Consider the following 17,258-nt stretch of genomic DNA (forward strand, 5'->3'; position numbering starts at 1 on the left):
CCAGGAGGTCGGTGGGGGAGGAGGCGCCCCGTGAGGCGCCGGGTGCTGCTACTGGGTGACGTACTCCGTGTAGTTGATCTCGTAGACGTCGCCGTGGTACGCCTCGACGATCTTCTCCTGGAGGGCGGCCTTCATCGCCTCCCGGTTGTTCTGCACGTCGGCGAGCGCGGCCCCGGAGAAGTGCGCGATGGCGATGTCGGTCGCCTTCGAGCCGTCGGGGGTGGCGCCACCGCCGTGCCCGCCGCCGCCGGCGTGCTCGTCGTAGGCGAGGCTGAACTGCAGCGCGAACCCGAGCTTCAGGTAGCTTCCCCCCGCCAGGTTGATCGCCACGGAGTCGATGGGCAGCACCACCGCGCCCGCCTCGGGCGCCGGCTCGGCCTCGGCCTCGCCGGAGCCGCTGAACAGGAAGAAGTAGGCGCCACCGCCGATCGCGAGCACCGCCACCAGGGCGATGATCAGCAGCTTCTTCTTGCCGCCGCCGCCGGCGGACTCGTCGTCCTCGACGTCGGCCTTCTTCTTCTTGGCCATGGTGACTGCCTCCTCGGTGGTGCTGTGGTCGGGTGCGGGTGGGGTGGGGTCCGTTGCCGAGCGCCTGGGCGGCGGCTCAGTTGCCGAGCGCCTGGGCGGCGGCTCAGTTGCCGAGCGCCTGGGCGGCGGCCTGGGCGGCCGCCTCGATCCCCGGCAGCAGGGCGTTGGCCCGGGGGGAGCCGGTGGACAGCAGGATCACGTCGACCCGCCGGTTGACGGTGACGTAGCTCGGGTCGCTGTCGGGCACCAGCGGGCGGGTGCTGCTGTAGCCCGCCGCGGACAGCCGGTCGTCGGGCAGCCCGTCGGTCTCGGTGAGGTGCCGGAGCACCGTCGTCGCCCGGATCGCCGACAGCTCCCAGTTCGACGGCCAGGGGCCGCCGGGGGTGACCGGCAAGGAGTTGGCGTGCCCCTCGACCTCGATCTGGTTGGGCAGCGCGGCCAGCGTCGGGGCCATCGCGTCGAGCACGACGGCGCCCTGCGGCTGGAGCACCGCGGACTCGGGGGCGAACAGCACCGGGTCGGAGACCACGTGCACCACCAGGCCGCGCTCGTCGATGACGAACTCGGCGGCGCCGGACATGCCGGCGGCGGCCAGGGCCTCCTGCAGTGCTGCCCGGGCGGCGGCGAGCTGGTCGTAGGCGCCCTGCGCCTCCGCGGCGGTCTGCCGGGCCTGCTGCTGCGCGACCGCCTCGGCGGCCGCCTGCTCCGCCGCGGTCTGCTCGGTGCCGTCGATGGCGGCGTCCGCGGCCACCTGGACGGGCTTGAGCGGGCTGTCGTTCTCCACCGGCGCGTCGATGGCGGCGCCGTCGTTGAGGATGGTCACCGGCGCGCCGGCGCCCTCCCGGGCGCCGTTGGCGAAGGCGGTGAACTTGGCCAGGTCGATCGAGCTCATCGCGTAGAGCACGACGAACAGCACGAACAGCAGCGTCATCATGTCGAAGCCGGAGACCAGCCACCGTTCGTGGTTCTCGTGCTCCTCGTGCTCCTCGTGCTTCTTGCGGCGGCCACCGCCGTGGCCGCCGTGCCCGCCGCTCTTGCTCATGCCGCCTCGCGTTCCTGCTCACTGGGCGGCACGAGGGAGGTGAGCTTGGCCCGGACGGTGCGCGGGCTGGTGCCGGCCTGGATCTCGGCGATCCCCTCGACGAGCAGCTCCATCTGGGCGGCCTGCAGCTCGCTGACCCGGGCGATCTTGGCGCCCATCGGCAGGAACCAGAAGTTGGCCGCCATGACGCCCCACAGGGTGGCGATGAACGCCGCGGAGACCATCGGGCCCAGCAGCTCGGGGTTGCTGAGGTTCCCCATCACGTTCATCAGGCCGACGATGCAGCCCAGGATGCCGATGGTCGGCGCGTAGCCGCCCATGGTGGTGAAGAACTTGCTCGCGACCTTGTCCTCGGCCTTCTTCGCCGCGATCTCGCCCTCCAGGATGGCCCGCAGGTCCTCCGGGTCGGTGCCGTCGATGCTCATCTGCAGCCCGCGCTTGAGGAACGGGTCGTCGATCTCCTTGACCTGGGCCTCCAGCGCCAGCAGGCCCTCCTTGCGGGCCTTCTCGGCGAGGCTGACCATCGTCTGGATCCGCTCGGTGGCCGGGGGCACCTTCGCCGGCAGGACGGCCATCTTGAACCAGACGGGGATCTTCTTCAGCTCGGCCATCGTCTGGCTGGCCAGCGCGGCACCGAAGGTGGCGATGATGACCAGGACGATCGCCGGCAGGAAGATCAGCGACGTCGGGTCCGCGCCTTCGAGGATCATGAAGACGAAGAACGCGATCAGCGAGATGGCGAACCCGATCAGGGTGGCGGGATCCATGCGTCAGCGCTCGTCTCGGCTCGGGAAGGGCACGACCGAGGAGTCGTCGGTGCCCTGCTGGTGGTAGGGGGTGGTGAGGTGGAGCTCGCCCCGATCCATCCGGAACGAGGTCGCCCGGACGCTGGCGTGCCAGGTGCGGATCTCCTCGACGACCTCGTCGACGGTCTCGGTGACCACGTACTTGGTGTCGTCGGCGAGGGTGATCACGGTGTCCGGGTGCCCCTCCACGCGCTGCACCAGCTCCGCGTTGAGCACGAAGTGCTTCCCGTTGAGGCGGGTCAGACGGATCACGGTGGAGCTCCAGTGGTCGTGGGTGGCGGTCCGCCGGGGCGCGCGTCGTCGCGGCGCACTGCTGTCATCGGCGGTCGGGAGAGGCTGCTTGAGCCGAACGGACCGGCCACCCCCGGTGGGGTGACCGGTCCGTCCGTGCTGCTCAGGGCTGTGCGGGTCAGGCGCGCGATCAGCGCTTGAGCTGGACCAGGTCCTGGAGGATCTCGTCGGAGGTGGTGATCACGCGGCTGTTCGCCTGGAAGCCGCGCTGGGCCACGATCAGGCCGGTGAACTCCTCGGCGAGGTCGACGTTGGACATCTCCAGCGAGCCCGCGGAGAGCTGGCCGCGGCCACCGGTACCGGCCTGGCCGACCACCGGCTGGCCGGAGTTGTCCCCGGCGCGGAACGAGCTGTTGCCCGCCTTGGACAGGCCGCCGGGGTTGACGAAGGTGGCCAGCGCCAGCTGGCCGAGGGGCTGCCGCAGTCCGTTGGAGTACAGGCCGACGATCGTGCCGTCGTTGCTCAGCGAGTAGCTCTCCAGCGTGCCCAGCGCCGAGCCGGTGTTCTCGTTGGCCTTGCCGGCCGCGGTGCTCGCCCCGCCGAACTGGGTCAGCCCGCCCAGGTCGAGGGTCACGGCACCACCCCAGCTGGCGTACCCGGCGGTGGCCGGGGTGAAGGTGGTCGAGCCCGCGGGGGTGACGAGCTGGCCGGTCGTCGGCGCGGTGCCGGAGAAGGTCAGCGCCAGGGCGTTGACCACCGGCGGCTGGCCGGCCTCCTGCACGGTCAGCGACCAGGTGTTGGTGCCGGTGCACTCCATGACCACGGACATCTCGTGGGCGTTGCCCAGGTCGTCGAACATCCGGATCTGCGAGGTCACCTGGGTACCGGGGACGGGGGCGGGCCGGCGACGGCGGCGGTGGCGCCGGCGGAGAGGTTGCCCTGGATCTGCGCGCCGCTGGTGGCCACCGGCGCGAGCACCTGGCCCTGCGGGATGCGCAGCGGCACGAGCGGGCCCTGCGGGTCGATCGTGCCGTCGAGGGTGGCCATCCAGCCCTGCAGGATCAGGCCGTCGGGGGTGACCAGGTTGCCGACCCCGTCGGTGTCGAAGGAGCCGGCCCGGGTGTAGAGGTTCTCGTTCCCGGACTTGGTGATGAAGAAGCCGTCGCCGGTGATCATGAAGTCGCTGGAGCGGCCGGTGCTCTGCGCCGAGCCCTGGGTCCAGTTGGTGGAGATGCCGGCGACCTTGACGCCCAGACCGACCTGGGCCGGGTTGGAGCCGGCGGTCTGCCCCTGCGGTGCGGAGCCGTTGCGGATGATCTGGGACAGCGTGTCCTCGAAGACGGTCTGGCTGCCCTTGAAGCCGACGGTGTTGACGTTGGCGATGTTGTTGCCGGCGACGTCGAGCTTGGTCTGGTGCGCCTTGAGGCCGGAGATGGCCGAGAACATGGAACGCAGCATCGGGGGAGCTCCTGGGGTCGGGGGTGGTCAGGCGGTCGGCTGGGTGGCGCCGGGGGTGGTGGCGGTCGGCAGGGTGACGGCGGTGACCCGGCCGAGCGGCACGGTGACCCCGTCGACGACCGCCTGCGGTTCGGTCTCCGCACCCGTGCCGGCGATCCGGACGGCGCTCACGACCCCGGTCCTGGTCTCGCCGGTGGTGTCGGTGTAGGTGACCTGGTGGCCGACCAGCGCACCGGCGCTGAGCGACCGCTGCAGCCCGACCAGGGCCTTGTTCTGCGCGGCGATCTCCTCGAGCTTCTCCACCTGGGTGAAGGTCGCCGTCTGCGCCATGAACTCGCTGCTGCTGGTCGGGTTGCTCGGGTCCTGGTAGCGCATCTGCGCGACCAGCAGCTTGAGGAAGACGTCCTTCCCCATCTGGTCGCCGCGGCTGACCGAGGTGCTGGCGGGGCCGGTCGCCGGGGCGCTGACCCCGGGGATCGGTGTGGTCATCGTTCCTCCGTCTCAGGCGAGGACGTCCACGCCGGATGACGCGGACTGGTCGGTGGCGGGCAGGACGGCGGGGCCACCGGCCTGGTCGGCGGGGGAGTCCCCGCTGCGGGGCCGGCCGTCGTGCTGGCCGGGCTGGCCCTGCTGCCCGGCCGTCTGCTGACCGGGGAACTGACCCTGCTGGCCGGTGCGGGCGTCGAGCAGCTGCTGGGTCGAGCGCTGGGCGTTGCTCAGGTCGGCGGTGGCCGGGTCGACGGCGAGGCGGCCGAGGGTCAGCCCGGCGCCTTCCAGCTCGCGGCGGAGACCGGGCAGCGCGTCGGTCAGCGCGTGCCGCCCGGCGTCGGAGCCGCCCTGCAGGGTCAGGTCGAGGCTGCCGTCGGTCACCGTGACCTGGATGGAGACCGGGCCGAGCTCCTCCGGCGTGATCACCAGCGTCATCGTGGAGCTGCCGTCGGGTGCGTTGCTGAGCACCGCCAGCTGGCGGCCCAGCTGCTGGGCGACCGGCGGCTCCGCGGTGGGCGGTGTGGCGCTGGCTCCGAGCGGGTCGGTGCGGACGGCGGTGGGCGCGGCGGTCGCGGCGCCGACGAGGCCCACCGCGTCCGGCTCGGTGGCTGCGCCACCGTTGCCCGGACCGGTCTCGGTGCCGGTGTCGGGGGTGTCGCCGGCGGCCACCGGGACGACCACCACGGACAGGTCGGCGGGGAGCCCGGCGGGACCGGCCCCGGTGGTCCCCGGGGGAGCGGTGGCCGGGTGCGCGGCGAGCGGGCCGGTGAGCCCGAGGGCGGACAGCAGCGCGGCCGGCGTGCCGGGCGCGGGTGCCGTGCCGGCCCCGACGCCGGGACGGTGGTGGCCGGCGGGACGGTCGGGTCGGCCGCGGGCGGCTGCCCGCCGAACGACGGCACGGCGAGCGGCTGTCCGCCGGCGACCGCGGTACCGGTGACCGCGCCGATGAGCGCGGCGGCGGCAGCCGTGGCCTCCGGCTGGGCGCCGGTCGAGGTGACGAGCGGCGCCCCGGCGGCGAGCAGCGCCCACAGCCCCGGGGGCAGCTCGGACGGGACGGCGACCGGGGGAGCCGCCGGGGCGCCGTCGGCACCCTCGTCGGAGGCCCCACCGGAGGCGTCCCCGGAGTCGGTCCCGGGCCGGCGGGAGGGGTTCCCGGCGCCGTGCAGGGCGTCGTCCAGGGCGCTGGCGAAGCCGGCTGCCTGGTCGGCCGAGCCGGTGGTCGAGCTCCCGCCGCCGCCCGGGCGACTGGCCGCCGGGGTCATCGGCAGGGCGGACATGGGCGCTGTCATCGGTAGGCCTCCGCGGCGCTGGTCACCTTCTGGACGTAGGACCGGGTCTCGCTGATCGGCGGGATGCCCCCGGCGCGCTGCACCGTGCCGGGGCCCGCGTTGTAGGCGGCGAGCGCCAGCTCCGTGGAGCCGAACTGCTCGGTCAGGCTCGCCAGGTACCGGGCGGCGCCGTCGATGGCGGACGCCGGGTCACCCGGGTCGACGCCGAGGCTGCGGGCGGTGGCCGGCATGAACTGCATGAGCCCCCGCGCACCGGCGGGGGAGACCGCCGTGGTGCGGAAGTTCGACTCGGTCTTCGCCATCGCGGCCAGCACGGCCGGGTCGACGCCGTGCCGGCTGCCCGCGGTGCGGAACAGGTCGGCGTACGGGACGCCGCCCAGACCGCCACCGCCCGTGGCCGCGGCGGGGGCGGACGCGGCGCCGTCGGGCAGCACGCGGCGGATCACCGTCGGGTTGCCGACGTCCTGCACCTTGACGACGTCGCCCTCCTGCGGGGCGGCGATCATCTTGCCGCCACCGATGTAGAGCCCGACGTGGTCGATGCCCGGCCGGCTGCTGGTGTTGTCGAAGAACACCAGGTCACCGGGTCGGGCCTCGGCGAGCGAGGCGACCGGGCGGCCGGCGGTGGCCTGCTGCGAGGAGGTGCGGGGGATGCTGACGCCGAGGTCGGCGTAGACGCGCTGGGTGAACCCGGAGCAGTCCAGCCCGCTCTTCGGGTCGGTGCCGCCCCAGCGGTAGGGCACTCCGAGGTACTTCTGCGCCGCGCCCACGACCTCCGCGCCGGTGGCGGTGGCCGCGAAGCCACCGAGCCCGGTCGACGCCGTCGCCGCGCTCCCGGTGAGGCCGGCTGCCGAGGCGGCGCTGGACCACGCGGCCTCCTGCGTGGGCGGGGTGCGCAGGAAGCGGGAGTGGATCTCGCTGATCCGGCTGTGCACCGCGGTCAGTCCCTCCACGTCTCCTCCTCCGTCGTCCCCGTCATGTGGTGCTCCGTCGTGTACCGGCCGGTCACCAGGTCGTCGACCGCGCGTTCGGCAGCCGCCTCGGCGGCGGTGCGGGCGGCTTCCAGGTGCCGCTCGCGCAGTTTCTCCAGGCCCTTGGTGCGCTGGGCCGCCGCCGTCCAGCGGGCCCGGACCAGTTCGGCCTGTTCCGCGTGGGCGACGGCGAGCGCCCGTGCAGCTGACACATCGGCAGCCGCGGCCGACGATGCGACCATCGCGGCGACGAAGGAGGCCCCGGAGACGGCCGAGGGCGGCCGGCGGGCCTGCAGCGCCAGGGCGTCCTCCTCGGCCCGGCGGGCGGCGTCGGCCGCCTCACGGGCGGCGGCGGCCGCGGCCAGCGCGGCGGCGCGCTCCTCGGTGCGGCGCAGCCGCAGCACCGGCTCCAGCCGGAAGGCGGGCTGCTTCACGCCGCGGACACGAGGCCGTGCAGCCGGGCCCACGCCTCAGGGGGCGGCGTGGAGTCCGACGTGGCCTGGCGGAGGAACGCGTCGATGTCGGGCAGCAGCCGCCGGGCCCGGTCGACCAGCGGGTCGGTGCCGGTCTGGTAGGCGCCGATCTCGATCAGTTCCCGGACGTCGCGCAGCGCCCCCAGCATCCGGCGCAGTTCGCGCGCGTCGGTCATCTGCGGCGGCGGCACGACCGCGGTGGCCACCCGGGAGATCGACTCGAGCACGTCGATCGCCGGGAAGTGGCCGGCGGTGGCCAGCCGGCGGCTGAGCACGACGTGCCCGTCGAGGATGGAGCGCGCGGTGTCGGCGATCGGCTCGTTGTGGTCGTCGCCGTCGACCAGCACGGTGTACAGCCCGGTGATCGAGCCGGTGGTGCTGGTGCCGGCCTTCTCCAGCAGCTTCGGCAGCATCGCGAAGACGCTCGGCGGGTACCCGCGCGTGGCCGGCGGCTCGCCGGCGGAGAGGCCGACCTCGCGCTGCGCCATCGCGGTGCGGGTGATCGAGTCCATCATCAGCAGCACGTCGCGGCCCTGGTCGCGGAAGGCCTCGGCGATCCGGGTGGCGACGAAGGCCGCCTTCAGCCGCACCAGCGGTGGTTCGTCGGAGGTGGCGACCACGACGACGCTGTTCGCCAGGCCCTCGGGGCCGAGGTCCTCCTCGATGAACTCCCGCACCTCGCGGCCACGTTCGCCGATCAGCCCGATCACCCGGATGTCGGCGTCGGTGCCCCGGGTGATCTGGGACAGCAGCGTGGACTTGCCGACACCCGAGCCGGCGAAGATGCCCAGTCGCTGACCGCGGCCGGCCGGGACCATGGTGTCCAGCGCCCGCACCCCGGTGGCCAGTGGCCGGCGCACCCGTTCCCGGGTGAGCGCGTTCGGCGTCTCGCTGGTCAGGTCGACCCAGGACACCAGCGAGCCCAACGGGGGACCGCCGTCCATCGGTCGGCCCAGCCCGTCGAGCACCCGGCCCAGCAGGGCCTCGCCGACCGGCACCTGCAGCGGCCGCCCGGTCGGGCGGACCCGGGCGCCGGCGCGCACGCCGGAGAGGTCGCCCAGCGGCATGCAGGTCATCCGTTCCCGCTGCACCGCGACCACCTCGGCCAGCAGGGGACGCCGGCCGGAGCTGACCTCCACCAGGTCACCGACGGCGGCGGGCACGCCCTCGACGCTGAGGGTCAGGCCCATCGCGCCGGTCACGACGCCGGAGAGCTCCGGGCCGGCGGCGCCGCGCGCACGGGCGAGCAACCCCCCGGTGAGCACGGTCACGAGCGCAGCACCGAGCGGACCCGTTCGAAGGCCGCGCCGAGCTGGGCGTCCACCCGCAGGGTGCCGGCCTCGGCGAGAGCGCCGGCCCGTTCGACGCCGGGGTCGCCGATGACCCGGACCGACGGGGGCAGGTCGGCCAGCGCGGCCGGGGGCACCTCGGCGAGGTCGTCGGGGTGCAGCCGGACGACGACGGGCACGTCGTCCGGGCACAGGGTCAGCGCGCGGCGCATCGCGTCCAGCCCGGCGGCGTCGGCGGTGGCCACCTCGCGGGCGAGGAGGTCACCGACCAGCGTCACGACGGCGTCCAGCACGGAGTCCCGGAGCTCGTCGACCACCGGGGCGGCCGTGGCGTCCAGCCGCTCGACGGCCGCGCCCATCGCCGCGGTGGCCGAGGCCAGCCGGCGCTCCCAGCGGGACTGCACGTCGGCCAGCCGCTCCTCGGCCGCGCGTTCGGCGGCGGCGACCACCTGCTCGGCGGCGACCAGGCCCTCGGCGTGCCCGGCGGCCCAGCCCTCGCGGCGGGCCTCCTCGCGCAGCCGGGCGAGCTGCTCGGCGTAGACCTCGCCCAGGCGCGGGCCGGTGCGGGCCGCGGTCTGCTGGGCGACGGTGTCGACCGGGGTGACGGCCGGCGCCCACGGGCGGGCCTGCGCCGGGTCGCCGGTCAGCGGGAGGCGGGGGTCGACGGGAGGGGCGGCCGCCTGGGACCGCCCGACGGCGGCGTCGACCGCCGCGTGCACGGTCGCGGCAGCTGCCGGCGGTACGGCCGGCAGGGAGCCGACCGGCAGGGGGTCCACCGGTGCGGCCGGCGCGGGCACCACCGGGGGAGTGGTCCCCCGCTGGTCGCGCGCGCGGCGTCCCCACGGCGCGCCGTCGCCGGTGCGCTGGTAGGGGACGGCGTCGGCCGCCGACGAGCCGCGCAGCAGCAGCGACTCGCGCGATCCGGACGGGGCGTCAGGCGACGAAATCGTCCTCACCGCCCCGCGCGATGGTCAGCACGCCCTGCTCCTCCAGCGTGCGGATGACCGCGACGACCTTGGCCTGCGACTCCTCGACGGTGCGCTGGCGGACCGGGCCGAGCAGCTCCATCTCCTCGAGCAGGTTCTCGCCGGCGCGCTCGGAGAGGTTGCGGACCACCTTGTCCCGGACGTCCTGCTTGACGCCCTTGAGCGCCGTGGCCAGGTCGTTGGCCTCCACGTCGCGCAGCACCAGCTGCAGCGACCGGTCGTCGATGGTGACGATGTCCTCGAAGACGAACATCTGCGAGCGGATCCGCTCGGCGAGCTCGGGGTCGCTGTTGTCCAGCCACTCGAGGATGGAGCGCTCGGTCGGGCGGGGGGAGCGGTTGATGATCTCGACCAGGGTGTCCACGCCGCCGACGGTGGCCATGTCCTGGTAGGCCAGCAGCGAGCCCATCCGGCGGCCGAGCTCCTCCTCGACCATCCGGACCATCTCCGGGGCGGTGCGGTCCATCATCGCGATCCGGTAGGCGACGTCGGCCTGCTGGTCCGGCGGGAAGCCCGAGAGCACCTCGGCCGACTGCGGGGCCGGCAGGTGGGCCAGCACCAGGGCGATGACCTGGGGGTGCTCGTCCTTGAGGAAGGTGACCAGCTGGCGCACGTCGCTGTTGCGCAGCGAGGCGAAGGGCAGCTCGGTGTAGACGACGTTGAGCCGGGACAGGATGCCGTCGGCCTTCTCCTCGCCCAGACCGGCGGCGAGCACCTCGCGGGCGAAGTCGACGCCGCCGGTGCCGACGAACCGGCGGGCCATCATCAGGCCGTGGAACTCGCTCAGCACGTCGTCGACGTCCGAGCCGCTCACCTTGTCCAGGCGCATCAGCTCGCTGGTCAGCTGCTCGACCTCCGAGGGCCGCAGCTGGGCGAGGATCGTGCCGGCCTCCTCCTTGGTCAGCTGGGCCAGAAAGAGCGCCGCCTTGCGGATGCCGGGCATGTCCGTGCGGGCGACCGGCGCCTTGGTCCGGACGGCCGGCGGCATGCCCGCCATCTGCTCCACGCTCGCGATGCTCACTGTCGGATCTCCCCGGTGCTCTCGGACGCCGGCGTGGCGTCCGCTCCCGTCATCGGCAGTCCCGGGCCCCGTCGGTGTGCGACGGGGCCCGGGAGGTGGGTCACTTGGACTCGGCGAACCAGCCGCGCAGCATGGTGGCGACCTCGTCCGGGCGGTCGCTGACCATCTCGGAGATCTCGCCGCGGACCTTCTCCCGCTGCGCGGACTCCAGCCGGGCCTGCTGGTCGTCGAGCTCGGGGTCGCGGATGCTCTCGACCTGGATCCGGGCCTGCTCCAGCGCGTCGACCTCGTCGTCGTACTCCTCGTACTCCTCGCGGTTGCGGCGGGAGCGGAGCCAGACGACGAGCACCAGGAGCGCGATGCCGAGCGCGATGCCGCCGGTCTTGATCATCGACCACATGGCGGCGGTCTTCTCGGCCTCCTCCGCGGCGGCGAGGTCCGCGGCCGCCTGGTCGGCGGCGGTGGTGTCGAAGGGCATCGCGGCGACGGTGATCGCGTCGCCGCGGGCGACGTCCAGGCCGACGGCGTTGCCGACCAGCTGCTGCACGGCGGCCTGGTCGACGGCGATGCCGGCGTCCATGACCACCGAGACGGTGAGCCGGTTGACCGTGCCGGGGGAGCCGGTGATGGTCTCCACGGTCTTGTCCACGGCGTTGTTCGAGGTGGTCGATTCCTTCTCGTAGGTCGACTCACCCTGGCCGTTCACCGCGAGGTCCTCCGCACCCAGCACGCCACCGACCGCACCGCCGGTGCCGGTGTAGTTCTCCGTGGTCGTCGACTCCGACAGCGCCGGGGTGCCCTCGTTGTACTGGTAGCTCTCGGTGGTGGAGTCGCGCTTGGAGAAGTCCAGGTCGGCGCGGACCTTGACCACGGCCTTCCCGGGGCCCGCGACGGTGTTGAGGATCTGCTGGGCGTTGTCGGCCAGCCGGGCCTCGTAGGTCTGCTCCATCTCGGTCCGCGCGTCGCCCCCGGCGCCCGTGACCTCGCCGGCGGCCGAGAGCACCGAGCCGTTGGCGTCGGCGACGGTCACCCCCTCGGGGGCCATGCCCTGGACGCTGGAGGAGACCAGGTGGGTGACGGCCTGGATCTGCTCACCCGACAGCGTGGTGCCGGGCTTGAGGTCCAGCAGGACCGAGGCGGTCGGCTCGCCCTCGTCGGTGGCGAACACCTCGTCCTTGGGCAGCGCGACGTGCACAACCGCGGTGCGCACGCCGCTGATGGACTTCAGCGTGCTGGACAGCTCGCCCTCCAGCGCCCGCTGGTAGGAGATCTGCTGCTGGAACTCGCTGGTGGTGATGCCCTGCTCGTCGAGCAGGGCGTAGCCGGTCTCGTTGCCGGCCGGCAGGCCCGCGCCGCTCATCGCCAGCCGCAGGTCGTACACCTTGTCCTGCGCGACCATGATCGTGCCGCCGCCGTCGGCCAGCTCGTAGGCCGCGCCCTGCGCGTTGAGCTCCTCCACGATCGCCGAGGCGTCGGCGGAGGACAGGTTGCTGAACAGCGGCGACATGGTCGAGGCGGTGACCCAGCGGGTGAAGACGAAGCCCCCGAGGAGGAGCCCGGCCAGCAGCAGACCGATGACGATCTTCTGGCCGAGGCTGATCGTCGACAGCGTCGAACGGACCCGGTCGAGCGGGCCGGCGAGAGCGGCGGGCATCAGATCTGCATCCTCATGATCTCGGTGAAGGCGGCCACCGCGGAGTTCTTCAGGGTCACCACGGTGTCGGTGGCCAGCCGGGCCTCAGTGCTGGCGATCATGTAGTCGTGGGCGTCCTGCAGGTCGCCGGTGGCGGCCTGCAGGGCGAGGGAGTCCGCGGTCGACTGCACGGCCTGCAGGTTGTCCACGGCACCGGTCAGCACGGCGGCGAACCCGCCGGCCCCGTTGGTCGACGGGACGGCGGCGGCCGAGGCGATGCCGGCGGTGCCGGTGAGGTCCTGCACGCCGGTGACCCCGGCGGTGGGCATGCCGAAGGAGATGGGGGCGATGGGGGAGGTCACGGTCAGCCCTTCCCGAGCTGCAGGGCCTGCTGGTAGGCCGAGGTGGCGCGCTCGATGGTGGCCAGGTTGGCCTGGTAGCCGCGCTGGGCCATCAGCAGCTGGGTCATCTGCTCACCCAGGTCGATGTCGGGGTAGCGCACGTAGCCGTCGGCGTCGGCCATCGCGTTGTCCGGCTCGTAGACCAGCCGGCCCTCGGCGCTGCCGAGCTCGGTGCGGGCCACCCGCACGCCGCCCTCGCCGGAGCCGTACTGCACGGCCTCGGCGACGATCATGCGTTCCTGGAAGGCGTCCTCGCCGGCCGGGCGGACGGTGTTGATGTTGGCCATGTTGTCCGCGACCGCGTCCATCCACTTGCGGTGGACGAACAGCGAGGAACCGCCGATGCGCAGCGTGTCGAAGACGCTCATCACTGCGTCCGCAGGGCAGAACGCAGCAGCGCGTACTTGCCGTCGAGGGCGTTGATGGCCAGCTGGTAGCGCAGCCCGGTCTCCTGGGCGATCACCGTCTCGGTGTCCAGGTTGACGTTGTTGCCGTCCATCCGGGTGGGGTCCATCGACCGGGTCACGGAGCCCTGCCCGACCCGGGCGGCCTCCCCGTTGGCGATCTCGCTGCGCAGGGTGGACTCGAAGTCGACCCGGCCGGCGAGGTAGCCCGGCGTCTGGACGTTGGCGATGTTGTCGGCGGTCACCCGCGAGCGCTGCTGCAGGCCGGTGAGCGAGGCGTGCAGGGCCGTCATGGTCGAGTCGGTGATCACCGGACGCCCAGCGTGGAGCGACGGAGCACGAGATACCTCCGGGTACGGCGGGTCGCGCGCACAGGTGAGCCTGCGCGCGTGGGGAGGGGCCGCCGATCCATGGCGAGGTGGTGCATTCCGTGCACTGCAGTCATCGGCAGTACGGGCCGGCCACATGACCACGTGCACCCGTTCGTGCACCGTCAGTCACACAACGCACACGTCCCCCGGAACAGAAGTGGCCGCTTCTGTCCCGGGGGACGGGGGTGGCGCGTGGGAGGGGACGGGCTGGGTGGGATGCGGCGGGCTGGGTGGGAGGGAATCGCCTCAGAGGGCCCGGTCGATGAAGGAGGCCACCGGTCGTGACGGTGCGTAGCTCATCCGGGCGGCGACGTCGCGCTGCTTCTGCGACTGGGTGATCCGCTCGACGAGCGCCTCGGCCACGGCCAGCTGGTGCTGCAGCAGCCGGGCGGCGCGCTCGCGCAGGTCGTCGGGGACCGGGCCCAGGTTGCTCGGCGGGATCCAGTCCGTGGACCGCCGCCCCCAGGCCGCGATCTCCTCGGCCCGGCCACGGGCGAGGGTCTCCTCGGCGTCGTGCACGTCGCCCTCGAGCGCGTCGAGGACCGCCGGCCAGGTGCGGGCCTGCTCCACCAGCGCGGGGAAGTCGCCGACCCGGTTGCGGGCGGGGCCGTCCCCCGACCGGGCGCCGATCATGCGGGTGCCGACGCCAGGGAGGCCGCGGCCTCCCGCCAGGCGTCCCGCAGTGGCTCGACGACCTTGCGGCAGTCGCCCACCCGGCGCAGGTCGCCCTTGACGGCGGCCTGGCCGAGCTCGGCGATCAGCCAGTTGTAGAGGGCGGCCAGCCGCGGGGCGCCCTCCCACGCGTCGACCTGCAGGCTCTCCAGCAGGCTGAAGACGATGTCCTGGCCGTGCTGCAGCTGTTCCTGCGCCGCCTGCCGGTCGCCGTTCTCCAGTGCGGCGTGGCCGCGCTCGAGGTCCAGGGCGAGCCGGTCGTACAGCATCACCAGCAGGCGCTGCGGGGAGGCGGTGGTGACCGTGTCGCCGAGGTAGCGGGCGCGGAGGGAAGCGGTGCTCATCGGGAAGATGCTCCAGGTCGTTCGCGGATCGGCGGGGTCAGGACTTGGCGGACTTGGACCAGGATGGGAGACCGGCGATCTGCGAGGCCAACCACGAGGACTGGTTCTGCAGGGTGCCCAGCGCCGTCTCCATCGCGGTGAACTGACGGGTCAGCGTCTGCTTGCGCAGTGCCAGCCGGATGTCCCAGTTGGCGATCCGGTCCTGCAGGTCCCGGGCGGTGGTGTCGCTGCCCTTCGCCAGCAGGGTCAGCGACCCGGTCGTCGTGTCGGAGGCACCCTTGGCCAGCGCTTCGAGCTTCGCGACCAGCCCGACCGGGGTGGTGACGTCGTCGGCGTTGCCGCTGATCCCGTCGGCGCCCGGGCTGACGATCGTCTTCTCGGTGAGGAAGGTGCGGACCTTCGCCGGGTCGTCCGCGAGCGCGGTGGTGAAGACCGCCTTGTCGAACGTCAGCGTGCCGTCCCGGGTCAGCTGGATGCCGACGGAGGAGGCCGAGGTGCCGCCGATCCCCGCGGAGATCGTGCTGAGGACCTGGCTGGTGAGTCCGCGCAGCGTGCTGTCGCCCTTGAGGATCGCCGTGCTGCTCTTCGGGTCGGTGTAGGAGGCGATCGACTCCAGCAGTCCGTTCGCCGCGTCGACCAGGCTCTGCACCTTCGCAGCGGCGGCCGAGGGGTCGTCGGTCACCGTGACGCTCACGGGCGTGAAGGGATCGGCCTTGGTGACGGTCAGGGTCACGCCGGGGACCAGGTCGGTGAAGGTGTTGGTGGCCGAGGAGGCGACCAGGCCGCCGCCGAGGTCGAGCTCGGCGTTGCGCCCTTGCTGGGTGAGGACGAAGGCCGCCGAGGTGCCGCCGCCGGGTGGGATCACGTCGAAGACGCCCGCGGCGCCACCGGTGGCGGCGGTCAGCTGGAGCCGAACGTCGCCCTGGGCGACCTGGATGACCGAGGCCTTGACGCCGAGCTCGGCGGACCTCGCGTTGATCGCCGCGACCGCCTCGGTGAGCGTCGCGCCGGCGGGGACGTCGACCGTCCCGACCGTCGTGCCGTCCCGGGTTATCGTCAGCGGCCAGGCCTGCTGCGGGCTGGCGGCCGGGTCGCCGGCCGAGGCCCACGTCGCCCCGCTGACGACGGCGTGCGTGGCGGCCAGCTGGGTGACGGAGAAGGAGACCTCGCTGCCGGCCACCGCGGTGCTGCCCGCGCTCACCGTGACCGTGGTGCTGGAGCTGGCCACCTTGGTGGCGCCCCAGGCGGCGTCGGTCTGCAGGGCCGCGGCGGCGGAGCGCAGCGCGTCGAACCGGGTGTTCATGGCCCGGTAACTGGCGGCGTCGGCCTGGACGGCGGAGAGCTTCTGCTTCAGCAGGGTCTGCGGGTTCGCCTCGACCTGCATGAGCTGGCTGATCAAGGTGCCGGTGTCCATCCCGGAGATCAGGCCGGTGCTCAGGCTCATGCCTGCCATGCGGGGGTCCTCCGGTCTCGGGGTGGGGGTGGAGCAGTGAGGGGGGAGGCCCGGGGGCCTCCCCCCTCACCGGGTGGTGCTCAGGTGGTGCGGGTGGATCAGCCCAGCAGCTTCAGGATGCCCTGCGGGGCCTGGTTGGCCTGGGCCAGCATCGCGGTGCCGGCCTGGGTCAGGATCTGCGTGCGGGTGAAGTTGGTCATCTCCTGGGCCATGTCGGTGTCGCGGATCCGGCTCTCGGACGCCGACAGGTTCTCGACGGCGACGTTGAGGTTGTTGATCGTGTGCTCGAACCGGTTCTGGATGGCACCCAGGTCGGCGCGGGTGGTGCTCACGATCTTGATGGCGTCGTCGAGCAGGCCGATCGCCTCGGAAGCGCCCGAGGCGGCGGTGAAGGTGACCTCCGCGTCGGCCAGCTGCTGGGCGGTCGGGGTGGCGCCGGGGGCCGTGCCGGTGAAGGTCAGGCCGGTGGCGGTGGCCCCGGCGGTGACCGCACCGGTGCCGAAGGTGGCGTCCAGCGCCGACTGCACCTTGGTGAGCTTGTCGCCGGCGGTGTCGGCCGAGGTGAACTTGACCGAGGCCAGGTCCACGCTCTTGCCGTTGTAGGAGATCGACCCGTTGAGGCCGTCGAACCCGGCAGCGGTGGTGTAGTCGTTCGCCGCACCGACGGTGGACACCGAGGCGGTGCTGGCCGCGGCGTTCGTGGTCTGCGTGCCGGTGGTGGCCGTACCCGCGGCCGAGACGTCCACGTTCTGGACGCCCAGGCCCTGGGCGCCCATGGCGGTCGCGATGCTGACGCCGATGGTCTCCCCGGCGTTGGCACCGACCTGGAAGGTGGTGTTGTAGTTGCCGTCCAGCAGCTGCTTGCCGTTGAAGTTCGTCGTGGTCGCGATCCGGTCCAGCTCGCTCTTGAGCTGGGAGATCTCGGACTGGATGTTCTTCTTGGCGTCGCCGTTCAGCGAGCCCTCGTTGGACGCCTGCACCGACAGGTCGCGCATGCGCTGCAGGATCGAGTGCGTCTCGGTGAGCGCACCTTCAGCGGTCTGCACGACCGAGATGCCGTCCTGGGTGTTGCGGACGGCCATCTTCAGGCCACCGATCTGCGAGCGCAGGCCCTCGGAGATGGCCAGGCCGGCGGCGTCGTCGGCGGCGCGGTTGATGCGGAAGCCGGAGGAGAGCTTCTCCAGCGACTTGCTCATCTGGGTGTCGGTGACCGACAGGTTGCGGTACGAGTTCATCGCCGCGATGTTGTTGTTGACGCTCAGACCCATGGTGTTCCTCCGTGGACGTGGGTTTCGGGTACTCCGCTGCATCCGTGCTGCGGGGTGTTGCCTTACCGGGATCGGCGGGTGGCAACGGGTTCTTGACCCGAAACGTCGACCATCTCGCGGCGGTACCAG

At 73.0% G+C, this 17,258-nt stretch carries 21 protein-coding genes; all 21 read right to left on the reverse strand.

Annotated features, from left to right (window positions below):
* Positions 1-48: 48 nt before the first annotated feature.
* Positions 49-528: a flagellar basal body-associated FliL family protein gene (locus JD78_RS00445; protein WP_153361077.1), complete on the reverse strand. Its 480-nt coding sequence runs from the start codon at positions 526-528 to the stop codon at positions 49-51.
* 103 nt (positions 529-631) lie between these two features.
* Entirely contained in the window at positions 632-1,570 is a 939-nt protein-coding gene (locus tag JD78_RS00450; RefSeq protein ID WP_153361078.1) for an OmpA/MotB family protein, read from the reverse strand.
* Positions 1,567-2,337: a motility protein A gene (locus tag JD78_RS00455; protein ID WP_153361079.1), complete on the reverse strand. Its 771-nt coding sequence runs from the start codon at positions 2,335-2,337 to the stop codon at positions 1,567-1,569. Before JD78_RS00455 ends, JD78_RS00450 begins: the two co-directional genes overlap by 4 nt.
* 3 nt (positions 2,338-2,340) lie before the next feature.
* Complete coding sequence (locus JD78_RS00460) at positions 2,341-2,628, reverse strand: flagellar FlbD family protein (RefSeq protein ID WP_153361080.1); 288 nt, start codon at positions 2,626-2,628, stop codon at positions 2,341-2,343.
* A gap of 169 nt (positions 2,629-2,797) precedes the next feature.
* Positions 2,798-3,484 carry a flagellar hook-basal body complex protein gene (locus JD78_RS22465; protein ID WP_279526824.1) on the reverse strand — a complete coding sequence of 229 codons (687 nt, stop codon included), beginning with the start codon at positions 3,482-3,484 and terminating at the stop codon, positions 2,798-2,800.
* Positions 3,481-4,065, reverse strand: a complete 585-nt coding sequence (locus JD78_RS22470) for a flagellar hook-basal body complex protein (RefSeq protein WP_279526825.1) — start codon at positions 4,063-4,065, stop codon at positions 3,481-3,483. The genes JD78_RS22465 and JD78_RS22470 overlap by 4 nt, the downstream gene beginning before the upstream one ends.
* A gap of 27 nt (positions 4,066-4,092) precedes the next feature.
* Positions 4,093-4,554 carry a flagellar hook capping FlgD N-terminal domain-containing protein gene (locus tag JD78_RS00470; RefSeq protein ID WP_153361082.1) on the reverse strand — a complete coding sequence of 154 codons (462 nt, stop codon included), beginning with the start codon at positions 4,552-4,554 and terminating at the stop codon, positions 4,093-4,095.
* Between the two features lie 12 nt (positions 4,555-4,566).
* Positions 4,567-5,238 (reverse strand): flagellar hook-length control protein FliK, encoded by a 672-nt coding sequence (locus JD78_RS00475; protein WP_166520881.1) that lies wholly within the window; start codon positions 5,236-5,238, stop codon positions 4,567-4,569.
* Between the two features lie 601 nt (positions 5,239-5,839).
* Positions 5,840-6,796 carry an NlpC/P60 family protein gene (locus JD78_RS00480; RefSeq protein ID WP_153361084.1) on the reverse strand — a complete coding sequence of 319 codons (957 nt, stop codon included), beginning with the start codon at positions 6,794-6,796 and terminating at the stop codon, positions 5,840-5,842.
* Positions 6,784-7,248 carry a flagellar export protein FliJ gene (locus JD78_RS00485; protein ID WP_153361085.1) on the reverse strand — a complete coding sequence of 155 codons (465 nt, stop codon included), beginning with the start codon at positions 7,246-7,248 and terminating at the stop codon, positions 6,784-6,786. The genes JD78_RS00480 and JD78_RS00485 overlap by 13 nt, the downstream gene beginning before the upstream one ends.
* Positions 7,245-8,558, reverse strand: coding sequence for a FliI/YscN family ATPase (locus tag JD78_RS00490; protein ID WP_153361086.1), 1,314 nt, complete (start codon positions 8,556-8,558; stop codon positions 7,245-7,247). Before JD78_RS00490 ends, JD78_RS00485 begins: the two co-directional genes overlap by 4 nt.
* Entirely contained in the window at positions 8,555-9,532 is a 978-nt protein-coding gene (locus JD78_RS00495; RefSeq protein WP_153361087.1) for a FliH/SctL family protein, read from the reverse strand. Before JD78_RS00495 ends, JD78_RS00490 begins: the two co-directional genes overlap by 4 nt.
* Positions 9,510-10,583: a flagellar motor switch protein FliG gene (gene fliG, locus JD78_RS00500; protein ID WP_208103933.1), complete on the reverse strand. Its 1,074-nt coding sequence runs from the start codon at positions 10,581-10,583 to the stop codon at positions 9,510-9,512. The genes JD78_RS00495 and fliG overlap by 23 nt, the downstream gene beginning before the upstream one ends.
* Positions 10,584-10,683: 100 nt before the next feature.
* Entirely contained in the window at positions 10,684-12,237 is a 1,554-nt protein-coding gene (fliF, locus tag JD78_RS00505) for a flagellar basal-body MS-ring/collar protein FliF (RefSeq protein ID WP_153361088.1), read from the reverse strand.
* Positions 12,237-12,578: a flagellar hook-basal body complex protein FliE gene (gene fliE, locus JD78_RS00510; protein ID WP_208103934.1), complete on the reverse strand. Its 342-nt coding sequence runs from the start codon at positions 12,576-12,578 to the stop codon at positions 12,237-12,239. Before fliE ends, fliF begins: the two co-directional genes overlap by 1 nt.
* A 2-nt stretch (positions 12,579-12,580) precedes the next feature.
* Positions 12,581-12,985, reverse strand: a complete 405-nt coding sequence (locus JD78_RS00515) for a flagellar basal body rod protein FlgC (RefSeq protein WP_153361089.1) — start codon at positions 12,983-12,985, stop codon at positions 12,581-12,583.
* Positions 12,985-13,332 carry a flagellar basal body rod protein FlgB gene (gene flgB, locus JD78_RS00520; protein WP_208103935.1) on the reverse strand — a complete coding sequence of 116 codons (348 nt, stop codon included), beginning with the start codon at positions 13,330-13,332 and terminating at the stop codon, positions 12,985-12,987. The genes JD78_RS00515 and flgB overlap by 1 nt, the downstream gene beginning before the upstream one ends.
* A gap of 306 nt (positions 13,333-13,638) precedes the next feature.
* Complete coding sequence (locus JD78_RS00525) at positions 13,639-14,025, reverse strand: hypothetical protein (RefSeq protein ID WP_153361090.1); 387 nt, start codon at positions 14,023-14,025, stop codon at positions 13,639-13,641.
* The gene (gene fliS, locus JD78_RS00530; RefSeq protein WP_153361091.1) at positions 14,022-14,408 is read right to left on the reverse strand and encodes a flagellar export chaperone FliS; all 387 of its coding nucleotides are present in this window, start codon (positions 14,406-14,408) and stop codon (positions 14,022-14,024) included. The genes JD78_RS00525 and fliS overlap by 4 nt, the downstream gene beginning before the upstream one ends.
* A gap of 37 nt (positions 14,409-14,445) precedes the next feature.
* Positions 14,446-15,861: a flagellar filament capping protein FliD gene (fliD, locus tag JD78_RS00535; RefSeq protein WP_153361092.1), complete on the reverse strand. Its 1,416-nt coding sequence runs from the start codon at positions 15,859-15,861 to the stop codon at positions 14,446-14,448.
* Between the two features lie 98 nt (positions 15,862-15,959).
* Positions 15,960-17,129 (reverse strand): flagellin N-terminal helical domain-containing protein, encoded by a 1,170-nt coding sequence (locus tag JD78_RS00540; RefSeq protein WP_166520882.1) that lies wholly within the window; start codon positions 17,127-17,129, stop codon positions 15,960-15,962.
* Between the last annotated feature and the right edge of the window lie 129 nt (positions 17,130-17,258).

Source organism: Modestobacter roseus (genome assembly GCF_007994135.1).
GTDB classification, from domain to species: domain Bacteria; phylum Actinomycetota; class Actinomycetes; order Mycobacteriales; family Geodermatophilaceae; genus Modestobacter; species Modestobacter roseus.

Excerpts from the sequence above, each read along its gene's own strand:
- JD78_RS00445 (WP_153361077.1), bottom strand. The coding sequence starts at position 528 with ATGGCCAAGAAGAAGAAGGCCGACGTCGAGGACGACGAGTCCGCCGGC.
- JD78_RS00450 (WP_153361078.1), bottom strand. The coding sequence starts at position 1,570 with ATGAGCAAGAGCGGCGGGCACGGCGGCCACGGCGGTGGCCGCCGCAAG.
- JD78_RS00455 (WP_153361079.1), bottom strand. The coding sequence starts at position 2,337 with ATGGATCCCGCCACCCTGATCGGGTTCGCCATCTCGCTGATCGCGTTC.
- JD78_RS22470 (WP_279526825.1), bottom strand. The coding sequence starts at position 4,065 with ATGCTGCGTTCCATGTTCTCGGCCATCTCCGGCCTCAAGGCGCACCAG.
- JD78_RS00470 (WP_153361082.1), bottom strand. The coding sequence starts at position 4,554 with ATGACCACACCGATCCCCGGGGTCAGCGCCCCGGCGACCGGCCCCGCC.
- fliF (WP_153361088.1), bottom strand. The coding sequence starts at position 12,237 with ATGCCCGCCGCTCTCGCCGGCCCGCTCGACCGGGTCCGTTCGACGCTG.
- JD78_RS00515 (WP_153361089.1), bottom strand. The coding sequence starts at position 12,985 with ATGAGCGTCTTCGACACGCTGCGCATCGGCGGTTCCTCGCTGTTCGTC.
- JD78_RS00525 (WP_153361090.1), bottom strand. The coding sequence starts at position 14,025 with ATGATCGGCGCCCGGTCGGGGGACGGCCCCGCCCGCAACCGGGTCGGC.
- fliS (WP_153361091.1), bottom strand. The coding sequence starts at position 14,408 with ATGAGCACCGCTTCCCTCCGCGCCCGCTACCTCGGCGACACGGTCACC.
- fliD (WP_153361092.1), bottom strand. The coding sequence starts at position 15,861 with ATGGCAGGCATGAGCCTGAGCACCGGCCTGATCTCCGGGATGGACACC.
- JD78_RS00540 (WP_166520882.1), bottom strand. The coding sequence starts at position 17,129 with ATGGGTCTGAGCGTCAACAACAACATCGCGGCGATGAACTCGTACCGC.